General features: G+C 60.5%; 25 protein-coding genes, 1 pseudogene and 1 riboswitch. Of the genes and pseudogenes, 18 read left to right on the plus strand and 8 right to left on the minus strand.

Annotated elements, in window-relative coordinates; translation table 11 throughout:
• Window positions 1-79 precede the first annotated feature (79 nt).
• From P3T23_RS27810 to P3T23_RS27845, 8 genes are all read left to right on the plus strand, one after another.
• Window positions 80-1,021: an ABC transporter substrate-binding protein gene (locus tag P3T23_RS27810; RefSeq protein WP_429319302.1), complete on the plus strand. Its 942-nt coding sequence runs from the start codon at window positions 80-82 to the stop codon at window positions 1,019-1,021.
• 12 nt (window positions 1,022-1,033) lie between these two features.
• Window positions 1,034-1,209, minus strand: a riboswitch (yybP-ykoY riboswitch).
• 114 nt (window positions 1,210-1,323) lie between these two features.
• A complete protein-coding gene (locus tag P3T23_RS27815) occupies window positions 1,324-1,599 on the plus strand; it encodes a metal/formaldehyde-sensitive transcriptional repressor (RefSeq protein ID WP_429319303.1) in 276 nt (91 codons plus the stop codon).
• An 8-nt stretch (window positions 1,600-1,607) separates the two neighbouring features.
• The gene (gene dmeF, locus P3T23_RS27820) at window positions 1,608-2,885 is read left to right on the plus strand and encodes a CDF family Co(II)/Ni(II) efflux transporter DmeF (RefSeq protein ID WP_429319304.1); all 1,278 of its coding nucleotides are present in this window, start codon (window positions 1,608-1,610) and stop codon (window positions 2,883-2,885) included.
• 3 nt (window positions 2,886-2,888) lie between these two features.
• Entirely contained in the window at window positions 2,889-3,110 is a 222-nt protein-coding gene (locus tag P3T23_RS27825) for a DUF1289 domain-containing protein (RefSeq protein ID WP_429319305.1), read from the plus strand.
• A gap of 452 nt (window positions 3,111-3,562) precedes the next feature.
• Window positions 3,563-3,811 carry a hypothetical protein gene (locus P3T23_RS27830; protein WP_429319306.1) on the plus strand — a complete coding sequence of 83 codons (249 nt, stop codon included), beginning with the start codon at window positions 3,563-3,565 and terminating at the stop codon, window positions 3,809-3,811.
• Window positions 3,812-3,840: 29 nt separating this feature from the next.
• Window positions 3,841-4,350, plus strand: coding sequence for a DUF2867 domain-containing protein (locus P3T23_RS27835; RefSeq protein ID WP_175947768.1), 510 nt, complete (start codon window positions 3,841-3,843; stop codon window positions 4,348-4,350).
• A gap of 30 nt (window positions 4,351-4,380) precedes the next feature.
• Window positions 4,381-4,806: a lipocalin-like domain-containing protein gene (locus P3T23_RS27840; protein ID WP_429319307.1), complete on the plus strand. Its 426-nt coding sequence runs from the start codon at window positions 4,381-4,383 to the stop codon at window positions 4,804-4,806.
• Between the two features lie 246 nt (window positions 4,807-5,052).
• Window positions 5,053-5,199, plus strand: a complete 147-nt coding sequence (locus tag P3T23_RS27845) for a hypothetical protein (protein ID WP_429319308.1) — start codon at window positions 5,053-5,055, stop codon at window positions 5,197-5,199.
• Here the strand turns inward: P3T23_RS27845 and P3T23_RS27850 are convergent.
• Window positions 5,183-5,674: an Lrp/AsnC family transcriptional regulator gene (locus P3T23_RS27850; RefSeq protein ID WP_429319331.1), complete on the minus strand. Its 492-nt coding sequence runs from the start codon at window positions 5,672-5,674 to the stop codon at window positions 5,183-5,185. The genes P3T23_RS27845 and P3T23_RS27850 overlap by 17 nt on opposite strands.
• Before the next feature lie 116 nt (window positions 5,675-5,790).
• Here P3T23_RS27850 and P3T23_RS27855 point away from each other — a divergent pair, with 116 nt between their 5' ends.
• The 8 genes from P3T23_RS27855 to P3T23_RS27890 all read left to right on the plus strand — a co-directional run bounded on the left by P3T23_RS27855 (window position 5,791) and on the right by P3T23_RS27890 (window position 13,466).
• Window positions 5,791-6,822, plus strand: coding sequence for a histone deacetylase family protein (locus P3T23_RS27855; RefSeq protein ID WP_429319309.1), 1,032 nt, complete (start codon window positions 5,791-5,793; stop codon window positions 6,820-6,822).
• 618 nt (window positions 6,823-7,440) lie between these two features.
• Window positions 7,441-8,460: an AAA family ATPase gene (locus P3T23_RS27860; protein WP_429319310.1), complete on the plus strand. Its 1,020-nt coding sequence runs from the start codon at window positions 7,441-7,443 to the stop codon at window positions 8,458-8,460.
• A gap of 4 nt (window positions 8,461-8,464) precedes the next feature.
• Entirely contained in the window at window positions 8,465-9,328 is an 864-nt protein-coding gene (locus tag P3T23_RS27865) for an MxaS protein (protein WP_429319311.1), read from the plus strand.
• Window positions 9,325-10,245: a calcium incorporation protein MxaA gene (locus tag P3T23_RS27870; protein ID WP_429319312.1), complete on the plus strand. Its 921-nt coding sequence runs from the start codon at window positions 9,325-9,327 to the stop codon at window positions 10,243-10,245. The genes P3T23_RS27865 and P3T23_RS27870 overlap by 4 nt, the downstream gene beginning before the upstream one ends.
• Window positions 10,245-11,231: a vWA domain-containing protein gene (locus P3T23_RS27875; RefSeq protein ID WP_429319332.1), complete on the plus strand. Its 987-nt coding sequence runs from the start codon at window positions 10,245-10,247 to the stop codon at window positions 11,229-11,231. The genes P3T23_RS27870 and P3T23_RS27875 overlap by 1 nt, the downstream gene beginning before the upstream one ends.
• Entirely contained in the window at window positions 11,228-11,785 is a 558-nt protein-coding gene (locus P3T23_RS27880; protein WP_429319313.1) for a tetratricopeptide repeat protein, read from the plus strand. The genes P3T23_RS27875 and P3T23_RS27880 overlap by 4 nt, the downstream gene beginning before the upstream one ends.
• 14 nt (window positions 11,786-11,799) lie before the next feature.
• Window positions 11,800-12,747, plus strand: coding sequence for an MxaL protein (locus tag P3T23_RS27885; RefSeq protein ID WP_429319333.1), 948 nt, complete (start codon window positions 11,800-11,802; stop codon window positions 12,745-12,747).
• 98 nt (window positions 12,748-12,845) lie between these two features.
• Window positions 12,846-13,466 carry a rhomboid family intramembrane serine protease gene (locus P3T23_RS27890; protein ID WP_429319314.1) on the plus strand — a complete coding sequence of 207 codons (621 nt, stop codon included), beginning with the start codon at window positions 12,846-12,848 and terminating at the stop codon, window positions 13,464-13,466.
• A gap of 298 nt (window positions 13,467-13,764) precedes the next feature.
• Here P3T23_RS27890 and P3T23_RS27895 read toward each other — a convergent pair whose 3' ends face one another.
• The 5 genes and pseudogenes from P3T23_RS27895 to P3T23_RS27915 all read right to left on the minus strand — a co-directional run bounded on the left by P3T23_RS27895 (window position 13,765) and on the right by P3T23_RS27915 (window position 18,167).
• Window positions 13,765-14,469: a hypothetical protein gene (locus tag P3T23_RS27895; protein ID WP_429319315.1), complete on the minus strand. Its 705-nt coding sequence runs from the start codon at window positions 14,467-14,469 to the stop codon at window positions 13,765-13,767.
• Window positions 14,470-14,831: 362 nt separating this feature from the next.
• Complete coding sequence (locus tag P3T23_RS27900) at window positions 14,832-15,329, minus strand: transporter suffix domain-containing protein (protein ID WP_429319316.1); 498 nt, start codon at window positions 15,327-15,329, stop codon at window positions 14,832-14,834.
• Between the two features lie 221 nt (window positions 15,330-15,550).
• Window positions 15,551-15,733 (minus strand): hypothetical protein, encoded by a 183-nt coding sequence (locus tag P3T23_RS27905; RefSeq protein WP_429319336.1) that lies wholly within the window; start codon window positions 15,731-15,733, stop codon window positions 15,551-15,553.
• A gap of 56 nt (window positions 15,734-15,789) precedes the next feature.
• Window positions 15,790-17,522: pseudogene (gene ggt, locus P3T23_RS27910) on the minus strand (gamma-glutamyltransferase).
• 381 nt (window positions 17,523-17,903) lie between these two features.
• Entirely contained in the window at window positions 17,904-18,167 is a 264-nt protein-coding gene (locus P3T23_RS27915) for a hypothetical protein (RefSeq protein WP_429319317.1), read from the minus strand.
• 13 nt (window positions 18,168-18,180) lie between these two features.
• Between P3T23_RS27915 and P3T23_RS27920 the strand changes: the two genes are divergently transcribed.
• Together P3T23_RS27920 and P3T23_RS27925 are read left to right on the plus strand one after the other, a co-directional pair.
• Complete coding sequence (locus P3T23_RS27920; RefSeq protein WP_429319318.1) at window positions 18,181-18,441, plus strand: hypothetical protein; 261 nt, start codon at window positions 18,181-18,183, stop codon at window positions 18,439-18,441.
• Window positions 18,442-19,110: 669 nt separating this feature from the next.
• Entirely contained in the window at window positions 19,111-19,365 is a 255-nt protein-coding gene (locus tag P3T23_RS27925) for a BON domain-containing protein (RefSeq protein ID WP_429319334.1), read from the plus strand.
• Between the two features lie 333 nt (window positions 19,366-19,698).
• Here P3T23_RS27925 and P3T23_RS27930 read toward each other — a convergent pair whose 3' ends face one another.
• Together P3T23_RS27930 and P3T23_RS27935 are read right to left on the minus strand one after the other, a co-directional pair.
• Window positions 19,699-20,028, minus strand: coding sequence for a type II toxin-antitoxin system RelE/ParE family toxin (locus P3T23_RS27930; RefSeq protein WP_429319319.1), 330 nt, complete (start codon window positions 20,026-20,028; stop codon window positions 19,699-19,701).
• Window positions 20,025-20,291 carry a type II toxin-antitoxin system Phd/YefM family antitoxin gene (locus P3T23_RS27935; RefSeq protein ID WP_429319320.1) on the minus strand — a complete coding sequence of 89 codons (267 nt, stop codon included), beginning with the start codon at window positions 20,289-20,291 and terminating at the stop codon, window positions 20,025-20,027. Before P3T23_RS27935 ends, P3T23_RS27930 begins: the two co-directional genes overlap by 4 nt.
• Between the last annotated feature and the right edge of the window lie 224 nt (window positions 20,292-20,515).

Here is a 20,515-nt window from a genome sequence, read left to right on the forward strand (position 1 = left end):
GGACAAAATCAAAAAAGGAGCGCCCGATGGCTCCCGCAACGGCTGAAGGTTGATGGCCCAACTTAGGAGGAGAAACACCATGTTGAAAAGAAAACTTATCGGTGTCGCGATCGGTGTCGGCGTGCTCGTCGGCGGGACGACTCTTACGCACGCGGATGAACCCTATATCCCGCTGATCTCGAAAGGATTTCAGCACCAGTTTTGGCAAGCCGTCAAATCCGGCGCTGAACAATCGGCGCAGGCCCAGAACGTGAGGATCACCTTCGAGGGCCCGGAAACCGAGGCTATGGTCGATAAGCAGATCGACATGCTCTCGGCCGCGCTTGCCAAGAAGCCCCAGGCGATCGGCATCGCCGCGCTCGACAGCAAGGCGGCCGTTCCGCTCCTGAAGAGGGCGCAGGCCAGCAACATACCCGTTATCGCTTTCGACTCTGGCGTCGATAGCGACATTCCACTGACAACCTGTGCAACGGACAATCTTGCCGCCGCCGCACTCGCCGCCGACAAGATGGCCGAGGCGATCGGCAATTCCGGTGAAGTGGGCGTGATCGTGCACGACCAGACCAGCCGCACCGGCATCGCTCGCCGCGACGGCTTTCTCAACCAGATGAAGACGAAGCATCCGAACATCAAAATCGTCTCGCTCCAATATGGCGGTGGCGACCATCTGAAGTCAGCCGAGATCGCCAAGGCGATGATCCAGGGCAACCCCAATATCAAGGGCATTTTCGGCGCTAATGAAGGCTCGGCGGTAGGTGCAGCGATCGGCGTCAGGGAGTCGGGCAAAAAACTCGTCCTGATTGGCTTCGACTCCGGCAAGGAGCAAAAGGAGGACATCAATTCGGGACTGATGTTCGGTGCCATAACGCAGAACCCGGTCGGCATCGGCAAATGCGTCGTCGACTCGGCGGTGAAGGCGCTGAAGGGCGAGAAGCTGCCCACGAAAGTCGACACGGGCTTCTACTGGTACGACAAGAGCAATATGAAAGATCCCAAGATCGCCGCTGTGCTCTATGATTGATCGACGCCGCTTAAGGCGCCATGAGAGAGGAGGAGCGCCAGCTCTTCCTCTTTTTTATTCTCCCGTCGCAGGGAGAAGTTGGTTGTGAAGTCTCGCCAAACCGAACCGGTCGTGCGCGCCACGGCCGCAGGCCGAGTATCTTGACGCGCTCTCCTTCCGGGGCGGAAGGAAGGCTACTCCCCAAAAGGCGAAACAGAGTCTAACGCGCCCAATCCCTTTCAATAAGCCTTCGATAGTAGCGTGTGGTATACCCCCCCACCCTATTTGATATATACTCCCCCACGGTATATCGGAGGTCATCAATGAGTCACACCATTCGCGAGAAACAGAAGCTGCTCAACCGCGTCCGCCGCATCAAGGGGCAAGTGGAAGCCATCGAGCGCGCGCTCGAGGAAGAGCAGGGGTGCATCGACGTGCTGCAGCAGATAACCAGCTGCCGCGGCGCGATGAATGGCCTGCTGGCCGTTGTGCTCGAGGACCATATCCGCACCCATCTCGTCGATGCCGAAACCCACGAAGAGTCGGCCGGCAGCGCGACTGACCAGCTCATCGAAGTCGTTCACAGCTATTTCAAGTAGAGCAGAAAATGAGTGATTTCAAAGACGCCGCGTTTGGCGCCGGACATGACCACATCTTTCTGGGCGCGGCCCATGAGGAGAACGAGCGCAAGACCTGGGCGGTGATTGCACTGTGCAGCGCGATGATGCTGGTTGAAATCGTCGGTGGGAGTATGTTCGGGTCGCTGGCGCTTGTTGCCGACGGTCTGCACATGTCGACGCATGCTGGAGCGATGCTGATTGCGGCCCTCGCGTACACCTACGCGCGCAAACACGCTGCCGACCCCCGCTTCGTGTTCGGTACCGGCAAGCTTGGCGACCTCGCGGGATTCACAAGTGCCATCGTGCTTGCCATGATTGCAGTGCTGATAGGGTACGAAGCTGTGTCGCGTTTTCTGTCGCCAGTGCCGATTCATTTCGGCGAAGCGATTCCCATCGCGGTGATCGGCCTGCTGGTCAACCTGGCGAGCGTTTGGCTGCTGAGCGGCGATCATCACGGACACAGTCACGGACATAGCCATGGGCACGCTCATGGTGATGACGAGCACGCTCACGAAGAAGAGGTGCAGAAGATTTTCGCCCCGTCCGGCGTGTTTGCCGTCTCCATTTTCGAGGACGGTGTGTCGCCCGTTTTCCGCATTGCGCCAGCAGCGGCGACTTCGCCACTGGACGCGTCGACAGTATCTGTAACGACCGTACGGCCTGATGGGACGCAACAGGTATTCGCTTTCGCGGACCGTGGTGGCTATCTCGAATCGAAGGAAGACATCCCTGAACCACACGCCTTCAAGGCCATCGTGCGGATGCCGGACGGCGAGCATGAAGTCGAGTTCGAAGAGCATGAGCACGGCCACGACGTGCATGATGCAGCGACCCGGGACCACAACATCCGGTCGGCGTACATCCACGTCATGGCTGACGCGGCGGTCTCCGTGCTGGCAATCATCGGTCTGGTGCTGGCGCGCGCGTTCGGCTGGCTGTGGATGGACCCGCTGGCGGGCGTCATCGGCGCACTGGTGATTGCGAACTGGTCGTACGGCTTGATGCGTGACACTGGCGCAATCCTTCTCGACATGAGTCCTGACCGGCGCATGGCAGAGAACGTGCGTCATGCTATCGAGGACCGTGGCGACCAGGTTGTCGACTTGCACGTGTGGCGGGTGGGTCCAGGCCACATGAGTGCCGTGGTGTCAGTGGCAACAGGTGAACCCCAGCGGGACTCGCGCTTCTATCATGCAGCGCTCAAGGGCTTCAAGGGGCTGTCACATGTCACCGTTGAGGTGCAGCCTTCACATGCGGCGGCCTGACCCGTGGCCGTCAAGTCACCGTGCATCGATGTGTGCCCCTTCGATGGCAAGACCAGATTGTGCGTTGGATGTTTTCGTACCCTCGATGAAATCCGAGGATGGAAGAAGATGACCGACCACCGGCGCCATCAGGTGATTAACGACCGGACGAGGCGGCAGGCCAAGCTGCAGCGTGAATCTTCGGCGTTGCCTCCAGGCCCGAGAACTTTGAACGACTCAGTCTAGGGAGCGTCCCCATCCGCCAGGAGTTTCCAGCCTGGCGACCTGCTTCTGTAAGGCGTGGGGCGCTTGCACGTCAATGACCAAGCAACAACCGGGCCATGGTTATCGGAGCGCGGAACGGGGCGATGGCTCTCCAGCGAGCAGCGGATTTCAGCGAAAGCGTTTCAGCGATGAAACTGCCTGCGGTGGCCGCTGCATTCGCGGCATCTTGACCGTGCGCATGGCTTCACTTGGAAGGGAAGCGACGTCGACTTACTTTGCACAGGTTACTGTTCACGATCCCGAGCGGTCAGCAGCCAGAACCGGATGCATCGCGACCGAGGGTGGTCCATCTTGCCGGTTCGGTTTCGGACCGGGTCCGGCCACCAGCAGCCTGTCGTGGCCGTCCGCTTTCGGGCATACTCGCGGCAACCCATTGATCGAGATATGGCAATCGACCACGGCGCACTCGACGCATGATCCTTCGCCTCGTGAAGACCGTCCCGCAGCGGCTCGATGCCATCCTGGCTGACAGTGTGGTGTGTGTGGCCGCGAGCAGGATCAGCCGTCGTCGCGCCGGCGCCTCTGTCGCGGGAAGTGTGGACGAGACCATCAGGGAGCGTCTGCAGGCGCTCCGGCGCGCCGGGCAGATCGCTTATGACCCTGCGATCACTTTGACGATGGTCGCCCACATCGATGAGCCGCTGACACGACCAGACTGCTGAACACCATGAACCAACCCCGGAACACTACCTTGACCAAAGCGCGCGCCGTGCCCATGCCTGGCAACAGCGTGCTTGCGCCGCTTTACGCGGGCGCGGACCTTTTGGACGCCTTTGCAATTCGACTGCCGGCGGAGGCCAGCGATGATCTAGAGGTGTTGGCACGCGCCGCGTTCGAGCGGCAGGCGTGGTGGATTCGTGCGCTCACGCGTGTCCGCGATGTGGTGATGGTGACAGTCGGCGTCAAATCGTCTCGCGCCGTCGGTCTTGCCGCAGCGGCGCGTGGGCCGGTTATCGGCTACTTACCGCTGCTGTCAAAGAGCGCGACGGAGTTGGTAGTGGGCGCGGACGACCGGCATCTCGACTTCCGCGCCACCATCCAACTTCGCGCCGATGCGGCAAATGGGCGAGAGCTGCTCGCTGGCACGGTGGTGCATTGCCATAACAGACTGGGGCGAATCTATCTTGCGACGATTGCGCCGTTTCATCGCGTGATTGTGCGGGCAAATTTGGAACGGGCAGTAAGAGCAATGAGGATTTAAGGATGCTTTGGCGGTGCTACGGGAGGAAATATGACTGAGCGCGACACTGAACTCCACGGTTGCTGGCGGTTGATTTCTTTTAATACTGAACTTCAGGATTCAAACGAGCGCACTCAACCTTGGGGCGCCGACCCGAACGGGTACCTTATCTTCGGCTCTGATGGGCGAATGATGGTACTGGTTACCGCAAAGGCGCGGGAGCCAGGGAACACAGATGAGAAGGTGGTGGCACTCTTCCGCACTGTGATGGCCTATACAGGACGGTATCGGGTAGAAAAGGATAAGTTCATTACAAAGATTGACTCATCTTGGAATGAAGCCTGGAACGGCAGTGAGCAGGAACGATTCTACAAGCTTGATGGAGACACGCTCGACGTCAGTACGGCCTGGATGCCGAATCCGTTAGTACCAGGAAATCCAATAGGAAGGGCTATTCTCAGCTTTAGACGCGAGTAATTTCGCGACGCTGAGTTCGCAATGTTAGTTTTCAGGTCATCAACTTGACGATGAGTCTGGCAACCAGGCAGCTACCTTTGGCTGACCAAATTTGGGTTGCCTCTCGGTCGGCTTGAGGTCGGAGGACTAAACCGCTCGCGCGGTATGGGGCTCTGGCCGGCGGAGTCGCCTCACGAGGTAGAGTTTGATCTTACCCACGTTTGGTGGACACCTTGAAAGGGGCATACAAGCTCTGCGAGGTGACTCATGGAACGCAAAGACTACAAGCGGTATAGCCGGGAATTCAAGCTGGAGGCCGTGCGACTGGCGGCGCTTGGCGAGAACCCCAAGGCGCAGATTGCACGTGAACTGGAAATTCGCGTGGAAGAGGAAGCACTCAGGTTCCGTCAGTAATTGGAAAACGTGACGAAAACTTCACTTCGCGTAGCGCGAGGCTGGACTGTATCGAAGCGATGCCGGCCTGCCGTCTCAGTACGCGCTCGACGAAATCACCGTAGGCATCCAGATCGGCGGCGACAACCTGCAGGATATAGTCCGCGTCGCCCGTGATCTTGTGGCAAGAGAGCACCTCGGGGCGATTGCGAATGACGGCCTCGAAGTTGTCGGCCGTCTTGTCCGAGTGGATGTTAAACCTGACATGCACAAACGCAAGAAGGTTGAGACCGATCGAGCGCCGGTCGATGTTCGCCTGATATCCGGTAATCACACCCTGGTCTTCCAGGAGTTTGCGGCGTCTCCAGCAAGGCGTCACGCTGAGCGAAAGCTTCTCGCCGAGGGCCGCATTCGACAGCGCACCATCTTCCTGCAGAAGACGCAGCATTGAGCGATCCACAGTATCCATCTCGACCTTTGGGCGGTTTGTGCTCATCTTGTATGTTTGATAGGCAGTTTTTCCAAAATTGTAGGCTTTGACGCAACCGAAAGCAAAATTATTGCGTCGGTGCGTCGATAGGCTGTTGGCTACCTTCCACGGCGTAGCCAACCATGCTGACCATCTACAGCAGCGATCACCGCCTGCATCACGGCGTCGAACTCAAGGACGGCGCGATCTCCGAATCGTTCGAAAAACCTCTCCGTGCCGAGACTGTGCTCGCGCGGGTTAAGGCAACGGGGCTGGGTGATGTGAACAGCCCGAAGTCCTTTGCACCCTCAAGTTACGTCGGCGCGCACAGCCAGCGGTACATCGACTTCCTGGCAGGAGCATGGAAGGAATGGTCCGCTACCGGTCGCAATTGTCAGGCGCTTCCCCTCGTTTGGCCCGTGCGCGGGTTGCCGGGTAATGAAATGCCGCAATTCATCGATGGCAAGCTCGGCTTTTTCTCGATGGATGCCGGTTCGCCGATCAACTCGGGTACCTGGGATGCGGTCTGCTCGAGTGCCAACACGGCGCTGACCGGCATGGACGCGGTATGCGATGGTGCGCGTGCCGCATTCGGGCTGTGCCGCCCGCCCGGGCATCATGCTGGACGCGAGTACATGGGTGGCTATTGCTATCTGAACAACGCCGCGATCGCTGCGCAGCATTGCATCAATCGCGGGGCCAGGCGCGTCGCAATTCTCGACATCGATTTCCATCATGGCAACGGCACACAGGACATCTTTTACGATCGATCCGACGTGCTGTTCGTATCGATCCATGGCGACCCACGCGTTTCATATCCGTATTTTTCGGGGTATGCCAACGAGCGGGGCATGGGCGCAGGAGACGGATTCAATCTGAATTTGCCTCTGCCGAAGGGAACAGCCATCAATGAATACGAGGCAGCGCTGCATCGCGCCGGCGCCACGATCGGGCGACATGCCCCCGACGCGCTGGTCATTTCTCTGGGTGTCGACACGTTCGAACACGACCCCATCAGTCATTTCCGTCTGCGCACGCCAGACTACCTGCGCATCGGCGAAATCATCGCGGGTTTCGACGTCCCCACACTGTTTGTGATGGAGGGCGGATACATGGTCGATGAGATTGGGATCAATGCAGTCAACGTTCTGCTGGGCTTTGAAGGACGTGTGTGACACATCTATGTTCGAGAAAACGGCGCGGCGCCTGTGCAAAGTGCGCCAAACCGCTTCCGACGATCAGCGCCGCCGCCATGATTCGAGTCGATCTCATATGAAGATCCTTTCAAGCTTCAAACACCGCCAGACGATCGGACCGAAGTGGTCGTGGTCGAGGAAACAGGCCGCCAGACCGACCGGCGAATCCGCCAGGGCGTATGCCTGACGGCAGGCCAGGATATACATCAATTGACGCATGGGCAGCGAAGTCAGCGGTTTGGCTGATCCAAGGCCGTCCGTAGTGACACACAATGTACTTTCCGCGCTGTGACAGTTTGGCGCGATACCGCGTACAAGCCACGGTCGGCTTGATCGGTATTCCAACGGTCCCCGGGCCGGAATGGCGCTCAATCCAGGTCATGCGTGTTCGGCACAAATAATGCCTTTACGCCTGCTGGCGTCGATCGCGGTCGCATCCCCGCGGGTCGTGTACGTTGGAATCGAGCCGTCTCACTTTGCGCGGGAATGTATGGTCGTGGGTACATCGATCGGCGTCGCAGCAGGCGGTGACGATTGTCTCGCCCGGCTCACGACGCGTGCGGTATCTCGCGTGCCGGCTTGGGAGGAACTGAATCGATGACTTCCGAAGAACAACTCCAGGATTGGCATCGCGATGCGTTGCAGTTGGAAGACGACGTTGCGAGGGGGGTGATCGGCCAACGACCAACCATACGCCTCATCAACGTAGCCCTGTTCGCCCGCGGTCATGTGTTGCTGGAGGGTGGCGTCGGGGTCGGCAAGACGACGGTGTTGCGCGCATTCGCGCGCGCAATCGGTGGGGACTTCGAGCGGGTCGAGGGCACGATCGATCTGATGCCGGGGGATCTCGTGTATCACACGTACGTCGATGCCGAGGGCAAACCGCGAATCGATCCCGGTCCGCTGCTGCGCCACGGCGAACGCCTGACCACGTTCTTCTTCAACGAAATCAACCGGGCTCGCCCGCAAGTCCAGTCGCTGCTGCTGCGCGCGATGGCGGAGCGCTCAGTCTCGGCATTCGACCGCGAATACCGCTTTCCCCACATGACGGTGTTCGCCGATAGAAACAAGGTAGAGAAAGAAGAAACTTTCGAACTGGCGTCGGCCGCGCGCGACCGCTTCCTGTTCGAGTTGAATATGCCCACACCGATCGATCCCGACGTACGGCGCGCTCTGGTCTTTGATCCGGCCTTTCACGACGTCGAAACGCTGCTGGAACAGGTCACACCGGCGATCGTGGAATGGGGGCAGTTAAATGCCGTCGGCGCCGCCATCCAGCGGAGGGTGAGCGCGAGCGAGACAATCGAACGCTACGTGCTGAACATCTGGCAGGCGACCGAAACCCCGCAGCGCTTCGACATCAAGCTCGACGGCGTCGACATGGAGCGCCTGGTCCTCATGGGCGCGAGCCCCCGCGGCATGAGCGCGCTGTTGCGCGCGGCCCGGGTCATCGCCTGGTTCGCCGGCCGTTTGCACCTGATACCTGAGGACATTCACGCGGTGCTTCTGCCTGCGCTCGGCCATCGGGTGTTCTTCACGCCCATCTATGAACTGCGCCGGCAGGAACTCGCGGAGGCGCTGATGGCGCAGATCATGCAAAAGGTCGCTGTACCCTGACGCGATGAACGGGCACCTTGAATTTCACTACCGATTGCCGGGGCGAGCCAGCGGATTCCGGCCAGGTTCGCATCCCGGCTCAAGCTTCGGCGCCGGTCAGGAATTCGCGTGGTACGGGCGTCTCTTCGACCATCCCGATCCGCGCCGGCTGGATCTGCTGGCCAGCATTCGCTCACCGCGGCACGAGTGGCTCGTGCGGATCCACCGGCAACGCGTCGCGGTGCCGGTCAACGTAGTGGTTGACGTTTCCGCGTCGATGCACTTTGGTCTGCACAAGCCGAAGTTGCATGTCGTCGCGGATTTCGTCGAGGCGCTGGGATACAGCGCGTTTCGTGTCGGCGACAAGGTGGGCATGCTGGCTTTTGATGCCGACCGGCGCGACGATCTCTTCAGGCCGGCGCGGTACGGTCGGGGCGTCGGCGACGTGATGGCGGCGGCGCTGCGCGAATCCGCGGACACCCCGGGCAGGGGCGGTGGCATCGAAGGGCTGGAACGGGCGGTGTCCAGACTCGCCGGCCAACAAGGCCTCGTCTTCCTCGTTTCCGATTTTCACTGGCCGCTGGATCGGCTACCCGCTGTTCTCGACATGTTGATTCATGCGAGCGTCGTGCCGATGGTCGTCTGGGACGCCGCCGAAATCGAGCCGCCCGCGGCGGGTTCGCTGCTGGCGGTCAACGATATCGAGTCCGGTGCGCGTCGCACGTTATGGCTGCGCGGCAGCATTCGCCGGCAGTGGCGGGACGCCGTTGCGAACAGGCGCGCGGATATCGACGGCTTGTTCGGCAAGCGCGGTATTCGGCCGTTCTATCTGGAGGGCGCTTTCGGCGCTGAAGCCCTGTCGCGCTATTTTCTGGAGGCGATCGTATGAGGCCATGCACCCGTCCGACTGGCTGGAGGCCCGGTTCGCTTTGGGATGCGGTTATCGCGACGATGTTCGTCGTTGTACTCACATCGGCCGTCGGGGCCATTGCCGCTCCGGTCATCCCGGCAAGCGTTGAGCAGCCACGGGCATTCGGTTATGTGCTGGGTGATGTGCTGACGCAACGGGTTCTCCTGAAGTCCGGTGGTCGCGATGTGGGAGCGGTGGCGTTGCCGTCGGTCGGCCGCATTGGCATCTGGCTGGAGCGGCGGCCCGCTCGGCTCGAAAGCGATGCCGAAGGCCGTCGATGGCTGGTCATCGACTACCAGATCACCAACGCGCCACAGACGCTCACCGAAATTGCGCTCCCCGCGCTGACATTGACGTCGGAGTCGGGCGCGGTGCTGCAAGTCGCAGAATGGCCCGTCAGCGTCGGTCCTCTGACATCCAGGGCCGCTTTCGGTAAGGGTGACCTGCAGGACTTGCGGCCAGACCGGGAGGCCCCCCTGGTGCAACTCGCACCGATCCGGCGGCGAATCGGTTGGGCGCTCGGCCTGTTGGCGATGACCTTGCTGACGTGGCTGGGCTGGTGGCAGTGGCGCAACCAGCGCGAAGCGGCCCGACTGCCATTTGCCCGCGCATGGCGGCAGATGCAACGCTTAGAGGCGCCGGACATCGATGCGGACGCGGATGCGTGGCTCTGCCTGCATCGCGCGCTGAACGAGACGGCGGGGCAGGTCGTGCATGCCAGCTCGCTGTCGAGTCTGTTCGCCCGTGCGCCTCATTTGCGGCCGCTGCATCCGCAACTCGAACATTTCTACCGACATTCGGCCGAACGCTTCTTCGCGGCCGCACCGGCGAACTCGCGCTTTCCCTTGCTCGACCTTTGCCGCAAGCTCTATCGCGCGGAAAAGCGCCAGCAGTGATGACCGTACCCATCGATTTCGCCCAACCCTGGATGCTGCTGATGCTGCCGCTGGCACTCTTGCCGTTACTGCCGCGGCGCAGCGACACGCTTGTTTTTGCCCATGTCGCATGGCTGCCGGTCGATCCGGTCGGTCGGGCCGTCGGATTGCTGTGGCGCGGATGTGCCGTGCTGGCGATGCTGGGTATCGTCGCCGGTCTGGCAGGCCCCGGGCGCTCACACCTGCAGGTGCTGCGTGTGGGGAGCGGTGCTGAAATCCTGATCCTGATGGATCGCAGTTCAAGCATGGACGACGTCATGGGCGCTAAGCCCGTCGTCGAATCGGCGGGCGCGTCGAAAAACGAAGTGGCGCGCCACGCGCTGACCCGGTTCGTCGACGGGCGGCCCGACGATCGCCTCGCGTTCATGATGTTCGGTATCAGCCCCATCCCCGTCGTGCCGTTCACACCGAATCACCGGATCATCCAGGAGGCGATCGCGGGCACGGCCTTCGGCCGCGGCATGCCCGACACGCAACTCGACCGCGGGCTGCTTGCGGCAATCGGGCAGTTCGACGGGCGCCAGTATTCGGGCCGGCGCGCGATCGTCCTGGTGTCCGATGGCGGAGCGCGGCTCGGCGTCCACGCACGCCAGGAGATCAAACGCGGACTTGTGCGTGACCAGATCGCACTCTATTTCATCTACCTGCGCAGCGGCGCCTACAGTCCCGATCTGAACGCTTTGACCTCTTCAGACGAGTCATCGGCGGAAGCCGAACTGCACCGTTACTTCCTCACGTTGAACACGCCTTACCGGCTCTACCAGGCCGGCGATGCGCACGCGATGGCGGCCGCCATGGCCGAGATCAACCGGCAGCAGAAAGCTCGCGTGTCACTGGTCGAACGCCTGCCGCGGCAGGATCGCAGCCCGTATTGTTTCGCCGCAGCGCTGCTCTGCTGCGCACTGCTGCTGGCATTGCGGCTCGTCCAGGTGCGGAGCTGGTCATGAGGCGCGCTTCGATCCACATCGCGTTCGGGGCGATTGCGCTCGCCTGTGCCGCGGTAGCAGGCTATGACTGGGCACGCCTCGTGCACGTACGATCCGTCGCCCAGACTGTCGCCAGCATTTCGGCCGGTACGGGCGACAAGCCACACGAAAGAGGAGAGGTCGACGACGCTCCCGAGGTGCGGCTCGCGCTCGCCGTGGCCCTGTCGAAGGCAGGCGCCTACGCCGATGCACAGAAACGCTTTGATGGCCTGATTCAGAACGGCGGGAACGGCGCCATCGAGCGCGCGGCGCTGTTTGATCTCGGCAACATGTATCTCCGACAGGCGACCGAAGGCGGCGCAGCTGGTTTGATCAAGTCGCTCCCGATGCTCGAGCAGGCGAAGGAACGCTATCGTGCGTTGCTGCGCGTCTCGCCGGACGACTGGGACGCCCGCTACAACCTCGAACGAGCCCTGTGGCTCGCCCCGGAGACGAACTACGGATCCAGTGAGCCTGACGTCCAGTCACAGCATAACGTGACGGTGCGAGGCGCAAAAAGTGAGGACCTGCCGTGAACGTTGCCAGATTGATGTGTGGCCTCTTCGAGCGACGACACTGGGCGATCACAGTGGCACTGCTATTGCTGATCGTCGCGATCGGAATGCCCCGCGTGACGCTGCCGCGCAATACGTTCAGCTACATCGTCACCTTCGACATTACGCAGAGCATGGACGTTGAGGACGTCAGTCTGGGCGATGTGCCCACGAGCCGGCTGAACTTCGCGCGTGCCGCGATGCGCGACACGCTGGGGCAATTGCCGTGCGGCTCGAAAGTCGGCTGGAGTGTGTTCACCGGCCAGCGTACCCTGCTGTTGCTGCCGCCGATCGAAGTCTGCGATAACTACGATGCCCTGCTGTCTTCGCTCGACAGCATCGATGGGCGTATGCGTTGGACCAACTGGAGCCGTATTGCCGAAGGCGGGGTCTACTCGGCGGTACGCACGGCGCAGAGCGTCGGCCAGGGGGCCGCGGTCATTTTCTTCACGGATGGCCAGGAAGCACCGCCGGTGCCGCCGTCGGACGAGCGCGTGTGGGATATCGCGCGCGGTCAGGTCAGGGGTTGGTTGATTGGGGTGGGCGGTGATCAGCCAGCCGCCATTCCGAGAACCGATGCGAACGGCAACCGGGTTGGATATTGGCGCGCCGAGGACGTCATACAGGTTCCACCGGTGCCGGGCTCGAATACGCCAATCGAAAGCCACGAAGAATTATCCGAACTGCGCGGAGGTTACCTGGCATCGGTGGCCGGACGGATCGGCTTTTACTACCGGCGCCTCGTGACCCCGGCGTCCTTGCGCGACGCCATGCTTGACACGCGGCTCGCTCACCGCGAGCTCGTGGCTACCGATCTGCGGTGGTGTCCGGCGCTGCTCGCGTTGCTGCTGCTGGGATGGCGCTTCTTGCCCGAACCCGGTTGGCTGCGAAGAAGGGCCGGCCTGAACTTCCCGTATGGACGTCAAAGAAGTACCCTCCTGTAGCAAGCACCAGTGTCTCACGAGGCGTGCACCATTTCGACGCGACGCTGCCCGCCCAGTTTGTGAGCAAAACTCGCGCACACCGTCCGGAGTAACTCGTTATGCCGCAACCTGCGATACGGCTCGCTGGCGCGACTTCCGCTGTGGGCTCAATGCGCGCGCAGTTGAAGGCGCGAGTCGTGCTGCTCGCGCTTTTCGTCGGCTCGATGTGGGCAGTGTTCTTCCTGTCGGCCGCATTGCCGTTCCTGAATCTGAACGGGCACGGTGTCGTGCCGCGCTCGCTCGGCGGCCTGCAAGGCATTCTATTTGCCCCATGGCTGCATGCGAGCCTCGGGCACATCACCGCCAACACAAGCGGGCTGCTCGTCCTGGGCTGGCTGTGCTTGTGGCCGCGCATATCCAGCTTCTGGCAGGCAACCGCTGGCGCGATGCTGGGTGCGGGTCTCTGCGCGTGGCTGCTCGGTGCGCCCCACTCGGTGCACATCGGGGCGAGCGGACTGGTGTTTGGCTATGCCGGCTACCTGGTTGCCCGGGGCTACTACACGCGCAACATCGTCTCGATACTCGTGGCGCTGTTCGTCGCAAGCAGCTACGGCCTGAGCATGCTGTTCGGCGTGCTGCCGCTATATCCTGGCGTGTCGTGGCAAAGCCACATCGGGGGCGCGCTGGGTGGTGTTCTTGCGGCGCGCGCGGGGTCTCCCAGCCGTACACGAGTCTTATAACGCAAGGCATCAGTCGCTGCTCGACCAGGCGTCGGCGGTCTGATTCAATCAATGGAAGAGGGTTTTCATATCGAGTTTATATACTGAATTAGCCTCATCCGCTCGCACTGCGAATCTCCGATTCGCCAGCTGGTCTATAAGCGGAAGGGGTGGCCTTGCCCCGGTAGTGTGCCGCAATCGCTTCCATGCAGGCTACCGGGTCGCCGGCGACGATCCGCGCGGAGCACGCGATAGGCAGATTCGCTGAACATGAGCCTGTCCACCCTGTTAGGGCAACATCACGGTGTGAGCCCGACGATTAGTCAACCGGGCACCATCGACCAGAATCTGGGCACACGATGGCCGGTGCGCCGTTCAGCCAGACTTGCTCTGCATCGAGTTGCAACGCGGTCGAAGGGGCGATGTCGAAGGCAACCTTAAGTGCGTGCCCAACATGGGCATCTTCGATGGGAAGTTCCCAGGTCAGGAATATCTGGATGCAATCCTGGTCCGGCGCGAAGTCGGCCACATTAAAACCATTGCTGCTGCGCTGAATGACGCCATGAGGCTGGCCAGTATCGAATATCACAACCGTTCCCCGCGTCAGGGGAATGCGATGGCCCAAAGAGGGAAAATGCAAGTCCAGACCCCTGTCCTCGCTCAGGAAGAGATTGCAAAAGGCCGCACCGCCATATTGCGCACCGTCATGATGGTACTTCGCGCCGCGGCAGGCCATGAGGGCTACGTCACTGGAGGCAAGCACCGCGGGCAGTCCAAGCGCGCACGTCCAATCGGACACTGCCTGCACGCAGCGCGTGTAGTCCGGCCAGCGCATCCGCGCTCGCGCCAAAGGCATTGCCTCGACGTCCCCGGGCTCCAGGACCAGGCGAGACGATGTCTCCCTTTCCCAATCTGCAAGCAGACGTGCAGGGGGCACAGGCACGTCAACCGTGCCTGATAGCACGATGTCACTCACGCGCCGACTGCGGATGGCGTCGCCACTCCAGAAATAGGAAGTCAGCATGTCTCGCACTCGCTGCTGTTGAGGGGGTTCATCCGAACCATTTTAACAATGCCAGGTGATCACCTCGGCCCAAATCAGCCAGAACACGACATTCGACCGACGAAGCAAGATCGTTGACTATGCGTCGTTTGACTTGCTGCAATTCGTCTTGTTGGCCCGGTCAGCAACCCGATTGGGTCAGATTCGGAAGGGTCGGCGCGATGAATGTTTTAGATCCTATGTAAGCAGGAGATCTGCCGACGAACTGATCGATAAAATCAGTCAGTCGAACCTTGCTACAAGGAGAACATCATGCGCACAGATCAGGCCTACCCGACGCATTCCGAAGAGGTCGTGCTGGCGGTGTCACTCGAGCTGGGCGCCTATGCCGTGCGGATGAATAGAGCGCGGACTTTCGTCCAGAAATCCCCGCCGAGCACGAAGAAGCTCGCTATCAGCAGCAAATCACCGAGCACCTGAAGCTGCCAGATATTCGACCTTAGACCTGTCCAGAACTGGTCAGCATAAGGCCCAAGCATCGCCCAGACGAGTGGCAGGCAGAACATCACCAGGCCGACGGCGTGACGGATGGGACCGACAGTTTTGCTGGGTGCCAGACGTTTTGCATGGCCGGAAACGATCGCCTTGAGTTGCTGAAAGCCGGCCTTGCCCATAACCGCAATGCTGGCTAGCTGCAGGACCTTGTTGGCGACGAAAATCGTACCCGTCAGTGCCGCCATGCGCGCAGCGGGTGTCCCCAGGGAAGCCGCGAGCGGGATGAGTAGCCACAACGCGAAAGTGAAGCCGAAGATACCTACCCCGAGTTTGAAACGCCATCCGCTCGCGGTGGAAACATCGGTTTCAACGTTTGGCGTTGTCATGGCCCAATCTCCTTTTATGGCGACTTTAAAGCCTCAGATTGCCGCGATTTGCGGCGTTGCTAATCGGAAAGTTGCAGCATCAGGCAGGCATACAGGCGCTAATCATGCGCTGCATCTTGGGATGAAGTGAAAGTAGAGGCGTTGCGGAAGTAAAAGTTGGAGCGGGCCTGCATTGGTGCGGCGAGCGCTGCGATTCACTGACCGGTCGTCCGTGCGTCGTGTCACCAGTGAGGCTGGCCAGAAGAGGGGGGCGGCTGCCAGCGCGACGGCGTGACCGGCAGTCCACGCTGCACCAGGCACGAGTCGAGCGCCGTGCGGACAAGCGGTGCCAGCGCGACCTTGTCCAGCCGGCTGCTGCGCTCGAAGAAGACGGGCATCGCGCGCCACTTGCGCAATGCCCGCATCGCTTTTTGCTGCTCCCCCTTTTCGCAACGCGCGGCGCCGACGCTACTTCAAACGCTCACTGAATCACCCGCGTCACACCTCGGCCTCGCGGGTCGGCAGCGGCTTCCGGCGTATCGCCGTTGACCTTGATCGCCTGGATGTCGCCGCTGAAATCCTGCCCCTTCAGCACATAACCCTTAGCTTCGATCTGGCTGGCGAGTTCACCTTCGATCGGTTTGTACGGTTCCCAGAAGATCGTGTTCGGCGGCAGCAACTGGTGATGGAAGCGCATGACGGCCACGGCTTCTGGCAACGGCATGTTGTAGTCGTAGACATTGTTGATCACCTGGAAGATCGACGTAAATATGCGCGAACCGCCAGGTGTGCCGATCACGAGCGACACCTTGCCGTCTTTGGTCAGGATGGTGGGCGTCATCGACGAGAGCGGGCGCTTCTTCGGTTCGATCGAATTCGCATCGCTACCGACCACACCGAACATGTTCGCCACACCCGGCTTCGCGGAGAAGTCGTCCATTTCGTCGTTTAGCACGATGCCTGTGCCGTCCGCGACCACGCCTGATCCAAAGTAGCCGTTGATCGTGTACGTATTTGATACCGCGTTACCCCATTTGTCGATCACCGAGAAGTGCGTCGTTTCAGCCTTCTCGGGCATCGACGTACCAAGGCCTGGTTGCACGCTCTTCGTATCCGACGGCGTATTCGGGTTCACCTCGGCCGCGCGTTTGGCGATGTAGGCATCGTCGGTCAGTTGCGCGACGGGCACCTTGTAGAAGTCCGGATCGCCCAGGTATTGCGCGCGATCGGCGAATACGCGCTTTTCGATTTCCGCGACAAGGTGCACGTACTGCGGCGAATTAAGCGATACGTCCTTGAAATCAGGCGCGATGTCGGCCTCCATCTTCAGCAACTGCACGAGACCGATACCGCCCGAACTCGGCGGCGGCGCGGTAATGACACGATAGCCGTCCCAGTCTGCCTGAACCGGTTGACGCCAGACCGCCTTGTACTCCTGCAGGTCGCGCTTTGTGATCAGACCGTGACCGCGCATCGATGCGGCGATCAGGTCGGCTGTTTTGCCGTCGTAGAAGTCTTTCGCTCCCTGATCCGAGATGCGCGTCAGCACTGCAGCGAGATCGGGTTGCTTGAAGTTGACCCCCTGCTTCAGATTACCGAAGTAGGTATCGAAGTTGGTCTTGCCCGCGAAGTCTTTGGCAGCGTCATCGCGACGCTGTTGCAACTGCTCGCTGACTTCGAAGCCGTTACGTGCGTACCCGATCGCCGGCGCGAGTACCTGCTTCCATTTCAGCTTGCCGAACCGGCGCTGCGCTTCCCACATCCCTTCGACGGTACCCGGCACGCCGACGGCTCGATAGCCGGACAGGCTCATACCCTTGATGACATTGCCCTGGTCGTCCAGGTACATGTTCTTCGTGGCGGATAGCGGGGCGCGCTCGCGGTAGTCGAGGAAGTAAGGCTTGCCATCGACATAAAGCGTCATGAAACCGCCGCCACCGATGTTGCCCGCTTCCGGGTATGTCACGGCAAGCGTAAGGCAATCGCAACTGCGGCATCAACGGCATTGCCGCCTTCCTTGAAGATTTTCTCTGCTGCATCGGCGCTGTACTTGTCGGCAACCGCGATTGCCGATGCGGTGAGAATGGCTGGTTGCGCTTTGGCAGGGGCCTTCGCAAAGGCCGGTGTGGTTTTCAGAAAACCGCTTGAAACAGAGACGAGTGCGACCAGCGCAAGTCCGCTCACGGACGATTTGTTGTTGCGGAACAACCTCATCGAATATCCTCCATGACGATTTCTCAGGTGATGGTGAAAAAACACTGTCTTGGGCTTATAACATGCCAACCGGCTATTTGCGAAGCACTCAGCACGGTTGTGGCGCATGCTGCAGTACACCAGATGCGATATGCCGAGGCGAGTTGCGTCAGCGGTTGCCTGGCCACTTCGCCAACCGCTGCCATCTCCAGTTTTACGATGTCATCGGCGTCATGACGCATGCTGACCAGACGTTCGCCGACGGAGACGTCGCCGTGCGAATGCCCAGCGATCAGTTCACGCTGCAGTGCAGTGCAAGCGCCGCAGAAGGTTCGCGAAGTCTATCGCGTTCTCCGATTGCAACCGGACGACACGCCGCGCAGGCGGTTGACGAACTCGTCGTCAAGATTGACGGCTACCGTGGATTGAAGCGATGTCGGTTCGGCGCGCCGCGATCAGCACGGCCTGCGCCCCGACTCCCGAATAGCCGACCAGCTCGATGGGTTGGCCCGGCACCCGCGCAGCGAACAGCATCGCGGCCTCGTTCATCGACGTCACCACCTCAGGCGCGAAGCGTTTGCCGGTTCCGTAGGGAATGCCACAGCGCGGATTCATCGCCATCGGCGTGAACTGGTATGGGCGCGCCAGATATATGACGTCTGACACGCGATCCGCCGCTGTGAGCGCGACCCTCGGCCTGTCGGCGTGTCGGATCAAGCGAGGGTTCAGTACGGGAAAACGACACCTGGCCATCGCCTTCGATACGGGCGCGCCAGGCCGCGAGATTCGCCGGGAGGCGGTCAGCACGAAGCTGTCGGTATCGACCAACTCGCGCTACAAGCCTGGCGGTCGTTCGTGTGTAAGCCAGGTCGTTTCGAAGGCCGCCAAATCGTTGGGCATCGCCCGTCGCCAGCACGAATATCGCCTTCAGAAGCGCTGAGGCAGAAGGGTCCGGATGGTTCTGGCACTCAAACAGGCGGCCTGCTTCCGGGCGAATAAAGAGGGCCGGGTAGAGTCAAGGAACATTGCGTCACGGAAGGCGTGGAATTGCCATATTTTGCCGAATAGACTGGCACTCTACGGGTGGCAATATTCACCAGACCAGGCGCCAATTCCGACGCTAAATCACCACGGCGAGGGGGATGAAAGTCCTCCCCCGCTGCAGGAATAGTCGAGTCTATGCGGCGGAACAGTGCTGTATCACGCGTGGCAAGCGGTAGGCACTTCACTCGCTCATCGCATATCGTTCGAGCCAGTGCGCGAACGGCGCGGGCAACAAAGACTTCATCGGGTCCCGATCGCCGGCGATCAGTGCTTCCGCTGACCGCTGGTTCGTACTACGCTTGCTTGTGGCCGAGGTGTGCGCCCTCCCGAGGGCAGATTGACGACTCCACATCGACCAACTTGCACCGTGGCGACCCTTATCCTTAGACCTTTCTGCCTTCAGACTTTCTGCACACTGCTCAGCACACTACCAGGGAGAAACAGTATGAAAGCGATCAACGCTATCAGGCAGGCGAGTGGTGTCCTCGCGGTGGTAGTCGCATGCAGCGCGTACGGTCAGGCCAGTGATACTGGTCGAACGGCATCAGCACCAGTGGTCGCCTCAATGGCCGCGCCACCGAGCTCCAAGGCGAAGAGACATGCGAATCACAAGCTGGAGAACGACGTGCGTCGAGCATTGGCGAAGACGAAGGGCATCAACCCGGAGGGAATTGTCGTGCTTGCCAGGAACGGGGTCGTGACGCTGACCGGCAACGCGCCTGACAGCGAGCAGGCGGCCCGGGCAACCCAGGTGGCGAAGGGGGTGGCGGGCGTCACCTCGGTCACCAACCAGATCACCATTGGCCAGCCAGGCAGTTGATGCTTGACAGGGCCAGTCCGGCCCACGGCTACGAGATCGCTATCGACCAGCGCATGTTCCACGAATATGGCATCGTCGTTGCCTGCGCTCACGCGTTGGCGAGGGGCATTGATGTCGTTGTTTGGCCGGCTCGCCAATTCGATTGGAGGCATGACCGGGGCCCGGTATTAAAAGACGCCTTCGGACTCCTGAGAAATTACCGTATATCGTTTCTTTGAACGGCGTTTGCGAAATCTGCTCCGGCCGCTACTGGCACTTTTAAAGTGGCCCGAAGGCGCCCAAACTGCGAAATTTTGAGCGGACAGGATAGGGCGCTTCCCCGTATAGAGCAACCTAGGTAGATCGAAGTAGCCGCCGGTGAAGCAGGGACATGAGATCCATGCGCGAATCGCACACAATGTGGACATAGACCATCTCGTCTGCAATCTGATAAATCACCCGGTTCGAGCCGGAGATTGCCTGCCGAAACTGTGTCATATTGAGTTCACGCAACTCGTCGACCCGACTGCCGGAATCGGGGAAATCGGCCAACCGGCGAATTGTCTGTTTGAGTGTCGAGTAAGTCTGGCTCCAGGTGATCTGCCCGAACTGGCTGACGACATAGCGCCGGATCTCGCGAATGTCGTCTTCCGCAGACTCGAGGATGACAACCCGATGCGTCATTCGGCCCGGTCCAGATCGGCGAAGACGTCCTCAGCGGCCCTGAATTTTCCTTGCTGGATTTCCTTCGAACCCATCGCGAGAATTTTCAGGAGCGCCATGGTCTGTTCCTGTTCCTCATAGCTATGCACGTCCATGACCACCAGTTTCGCTTCGCCATTCTGCGTAATCAGCAGTGGCTGGCGACTCTCCGCAATCTCGCTGACAATCTGCGCAGCATGACTTTTGAGGTAACTGATCGGCTTGATCTGGGACGAGAATTTCATGGTGTAGTCCTGCAATGAGCACGTATCGGACTGATTTTAGTCCGAATATAGACCGCAGTCCACAACCAAACCGTCGTTGCGAGATACGGTCAAGTCTGGTGTATGAGCGATTTGATGGCCATCGATTTGAAGCGGCGAGTTTCTGCTGAACCGGACGATCGTCTTGCACCGGTTCGCCGTCCTTGAAGGTAATGCCCTCCAGCAACAGCTTGATCTTTTCCGGG

It is taken from the genome of Paraburkholderia sp. GAS448 (genome assembly GCF_050435685.1).
Taxonomy (GTDB): Bacteria; Pseudomonadota; Gammaproteobacteria; order Burkholderiales; family Burkholderiaceae; genus Paraburkholderia.

What these genes read in the sequence shown, in the direction of transcription:
- P3T23_RS27810 (WP_429319302.1), top strand. Translation starts at nt 80, where the DNA reads ATGTTGAAAAGAAAACTTATCGGTGTCGCGATCGGTGTCGGCGTGCTC.
- P3T23_RS27815 (WP_429319303.1), top strand. Translation starts at nt 1,324, where the DNA reads ATGAGTCACACCATTCGCGAGAAACAGAAGCTGCTCAACCGCGTCCGC.
- dmeF (WP_429319304.1), top strand. Translation starts at nt 1,608, where the DNA reads ATGAGTGATTTCAAAGACGCCGCGTTTGGCGCCGGACATGACCACATC.
- P3T23_RS27830 (WP_429319306.1), top strand. Translation starts at nt 3,563, where the DNA reads ATGATCCTTCGCCTCGTGAAGACCGTCCCGCAGCGGCTCGATGCCATC.
- P3T23_RS27840 (WP_429319307.1), top strand. Translation starts at nt 4,381, where the DNA reads ATGACTGAGCGCGACACTGAACTCCACGGTTGCTGGCGGTTGATTTCT.
- P3T23_RS27845 (WP_429319308.1), top strand. Translation starts at nt 5,053, where the DNA reads ATGGAACGCAAAGACTACAAGCGGTATAGCCGGGAATTCAAGCTGGAG.
- P3T23_RS27850 (WP_429319331.1), bottom strand. Translation starts at nt 5,674, where the DNA reads ATGAGCACAAACCGCCCAAAGGTCGAGATGGATACTGTGGATCGCTCA.
- P3T23_RS27855 (WP_429319309.1), top strand. Translation starts at nt 5,791, where the DNA reads ATGCTGACCATCTACAGCAGCGATCACCGCCTGCATCACGGCGTCGAA.
- P3T23_RS27860 (WP_429319310.1), top strand. Translation starts at nt 7,441, where the DNA reads ATGACTTCCGAAGAACAACTCCAGGATTGGCATCGCGATGCGTTGCAG.
- P3T23_RS27865 (WP_429319311.1), top strand. Translation starts at nt 8,465, where the DNA reads ATGAACGGGCACCTTGAATTTCACTACCGATTGCCGGGGCGAGCCAGC.
- P3T23_RS27870 (WP_429319312.1), top strand. Translation starts at nt 9,325, where the DNA reads ATGAGGCCATGCACCCGTCCGACTGGCTGGAGGCCCGGTTCGCTTTGG.
- P3T23_RS27875 (WP_429319332.1), top strand. Translation starts at nt 10,245, where the DNA reads ATGACCGTACCCATCGATTTCGCCCAACCCTGGATGCTGCTGATGCTG.
- P3T23_RS27880 (WP_429319313.1), top strand. Translation starts at nt 11,228, where the DNA reads ATGAGGCGCGCTTCGATCCACATCGCGTTCGGGGCGATTGCGCTCGCC.
- P3T23_RS27885 (WP_429319333.1), top strand. Translation starts at nt 11,800, where the DNA reads ATGTGTGGCCTCTTCGAGCGACGACACTGGGCGATCACAGTGGCACTG.
- P3T23_RS27890 (WP_429319314.1), top strand. Translation starts at nt 12,846, where the DNA reads ATGCCGCAACCTGCGATACGGCTCGCTGGCGCGACTTCCGCTGTGGGC.
- P3T23_RS27895 (WP_429319315.1), bottom strand. Translation starts at nt 14,469, where the DNA reads ATGCTGACTTCCTATTTCTGGAGTGGCGACGCCATCCGCAGTCGGCGC.
- P3T23_RS27900 (WP_429319316.1), bottom strand. Translation starts at nt 15,329, where the DNA reads ATGACAACGCCAAACGTTGAAACCGATGTTTCCACCGCGAGCGGATGG.
- P3T23_RS27905 (WP_429319336.1), bottom strand. Translation starts at nt 15,733, where the DNA reads ATGCGGGCATTGCGCAAGTGGCGCGCGATGCCCGTCTTCTTCGAGCGC.
- P3T23_RS27925 (WP_429319334.1), top strand. Translation starts at nt 19,111, where the DNA reads ATGGCCGCGCCACCGAGCTCCAAGGCGAAGAGACATGCGAATCACAAG.
- P3T23_RS27930 (WP_429319319.1), bottom strand. Translation starts at nt 20,028, where the DNA reads ATGACGCATCGGGTTGTCATCCTCGAGTCTGCGGAAGACGACATTCGC.
- P3T23_RS27935 (WP_429319320.1), bottom strand. Translation starts at nt 20,291, where the DNA reads ATGAAATTCTCGTCCCAGATCAAGCCGATCAGTTACCTCAAAAGTCAT.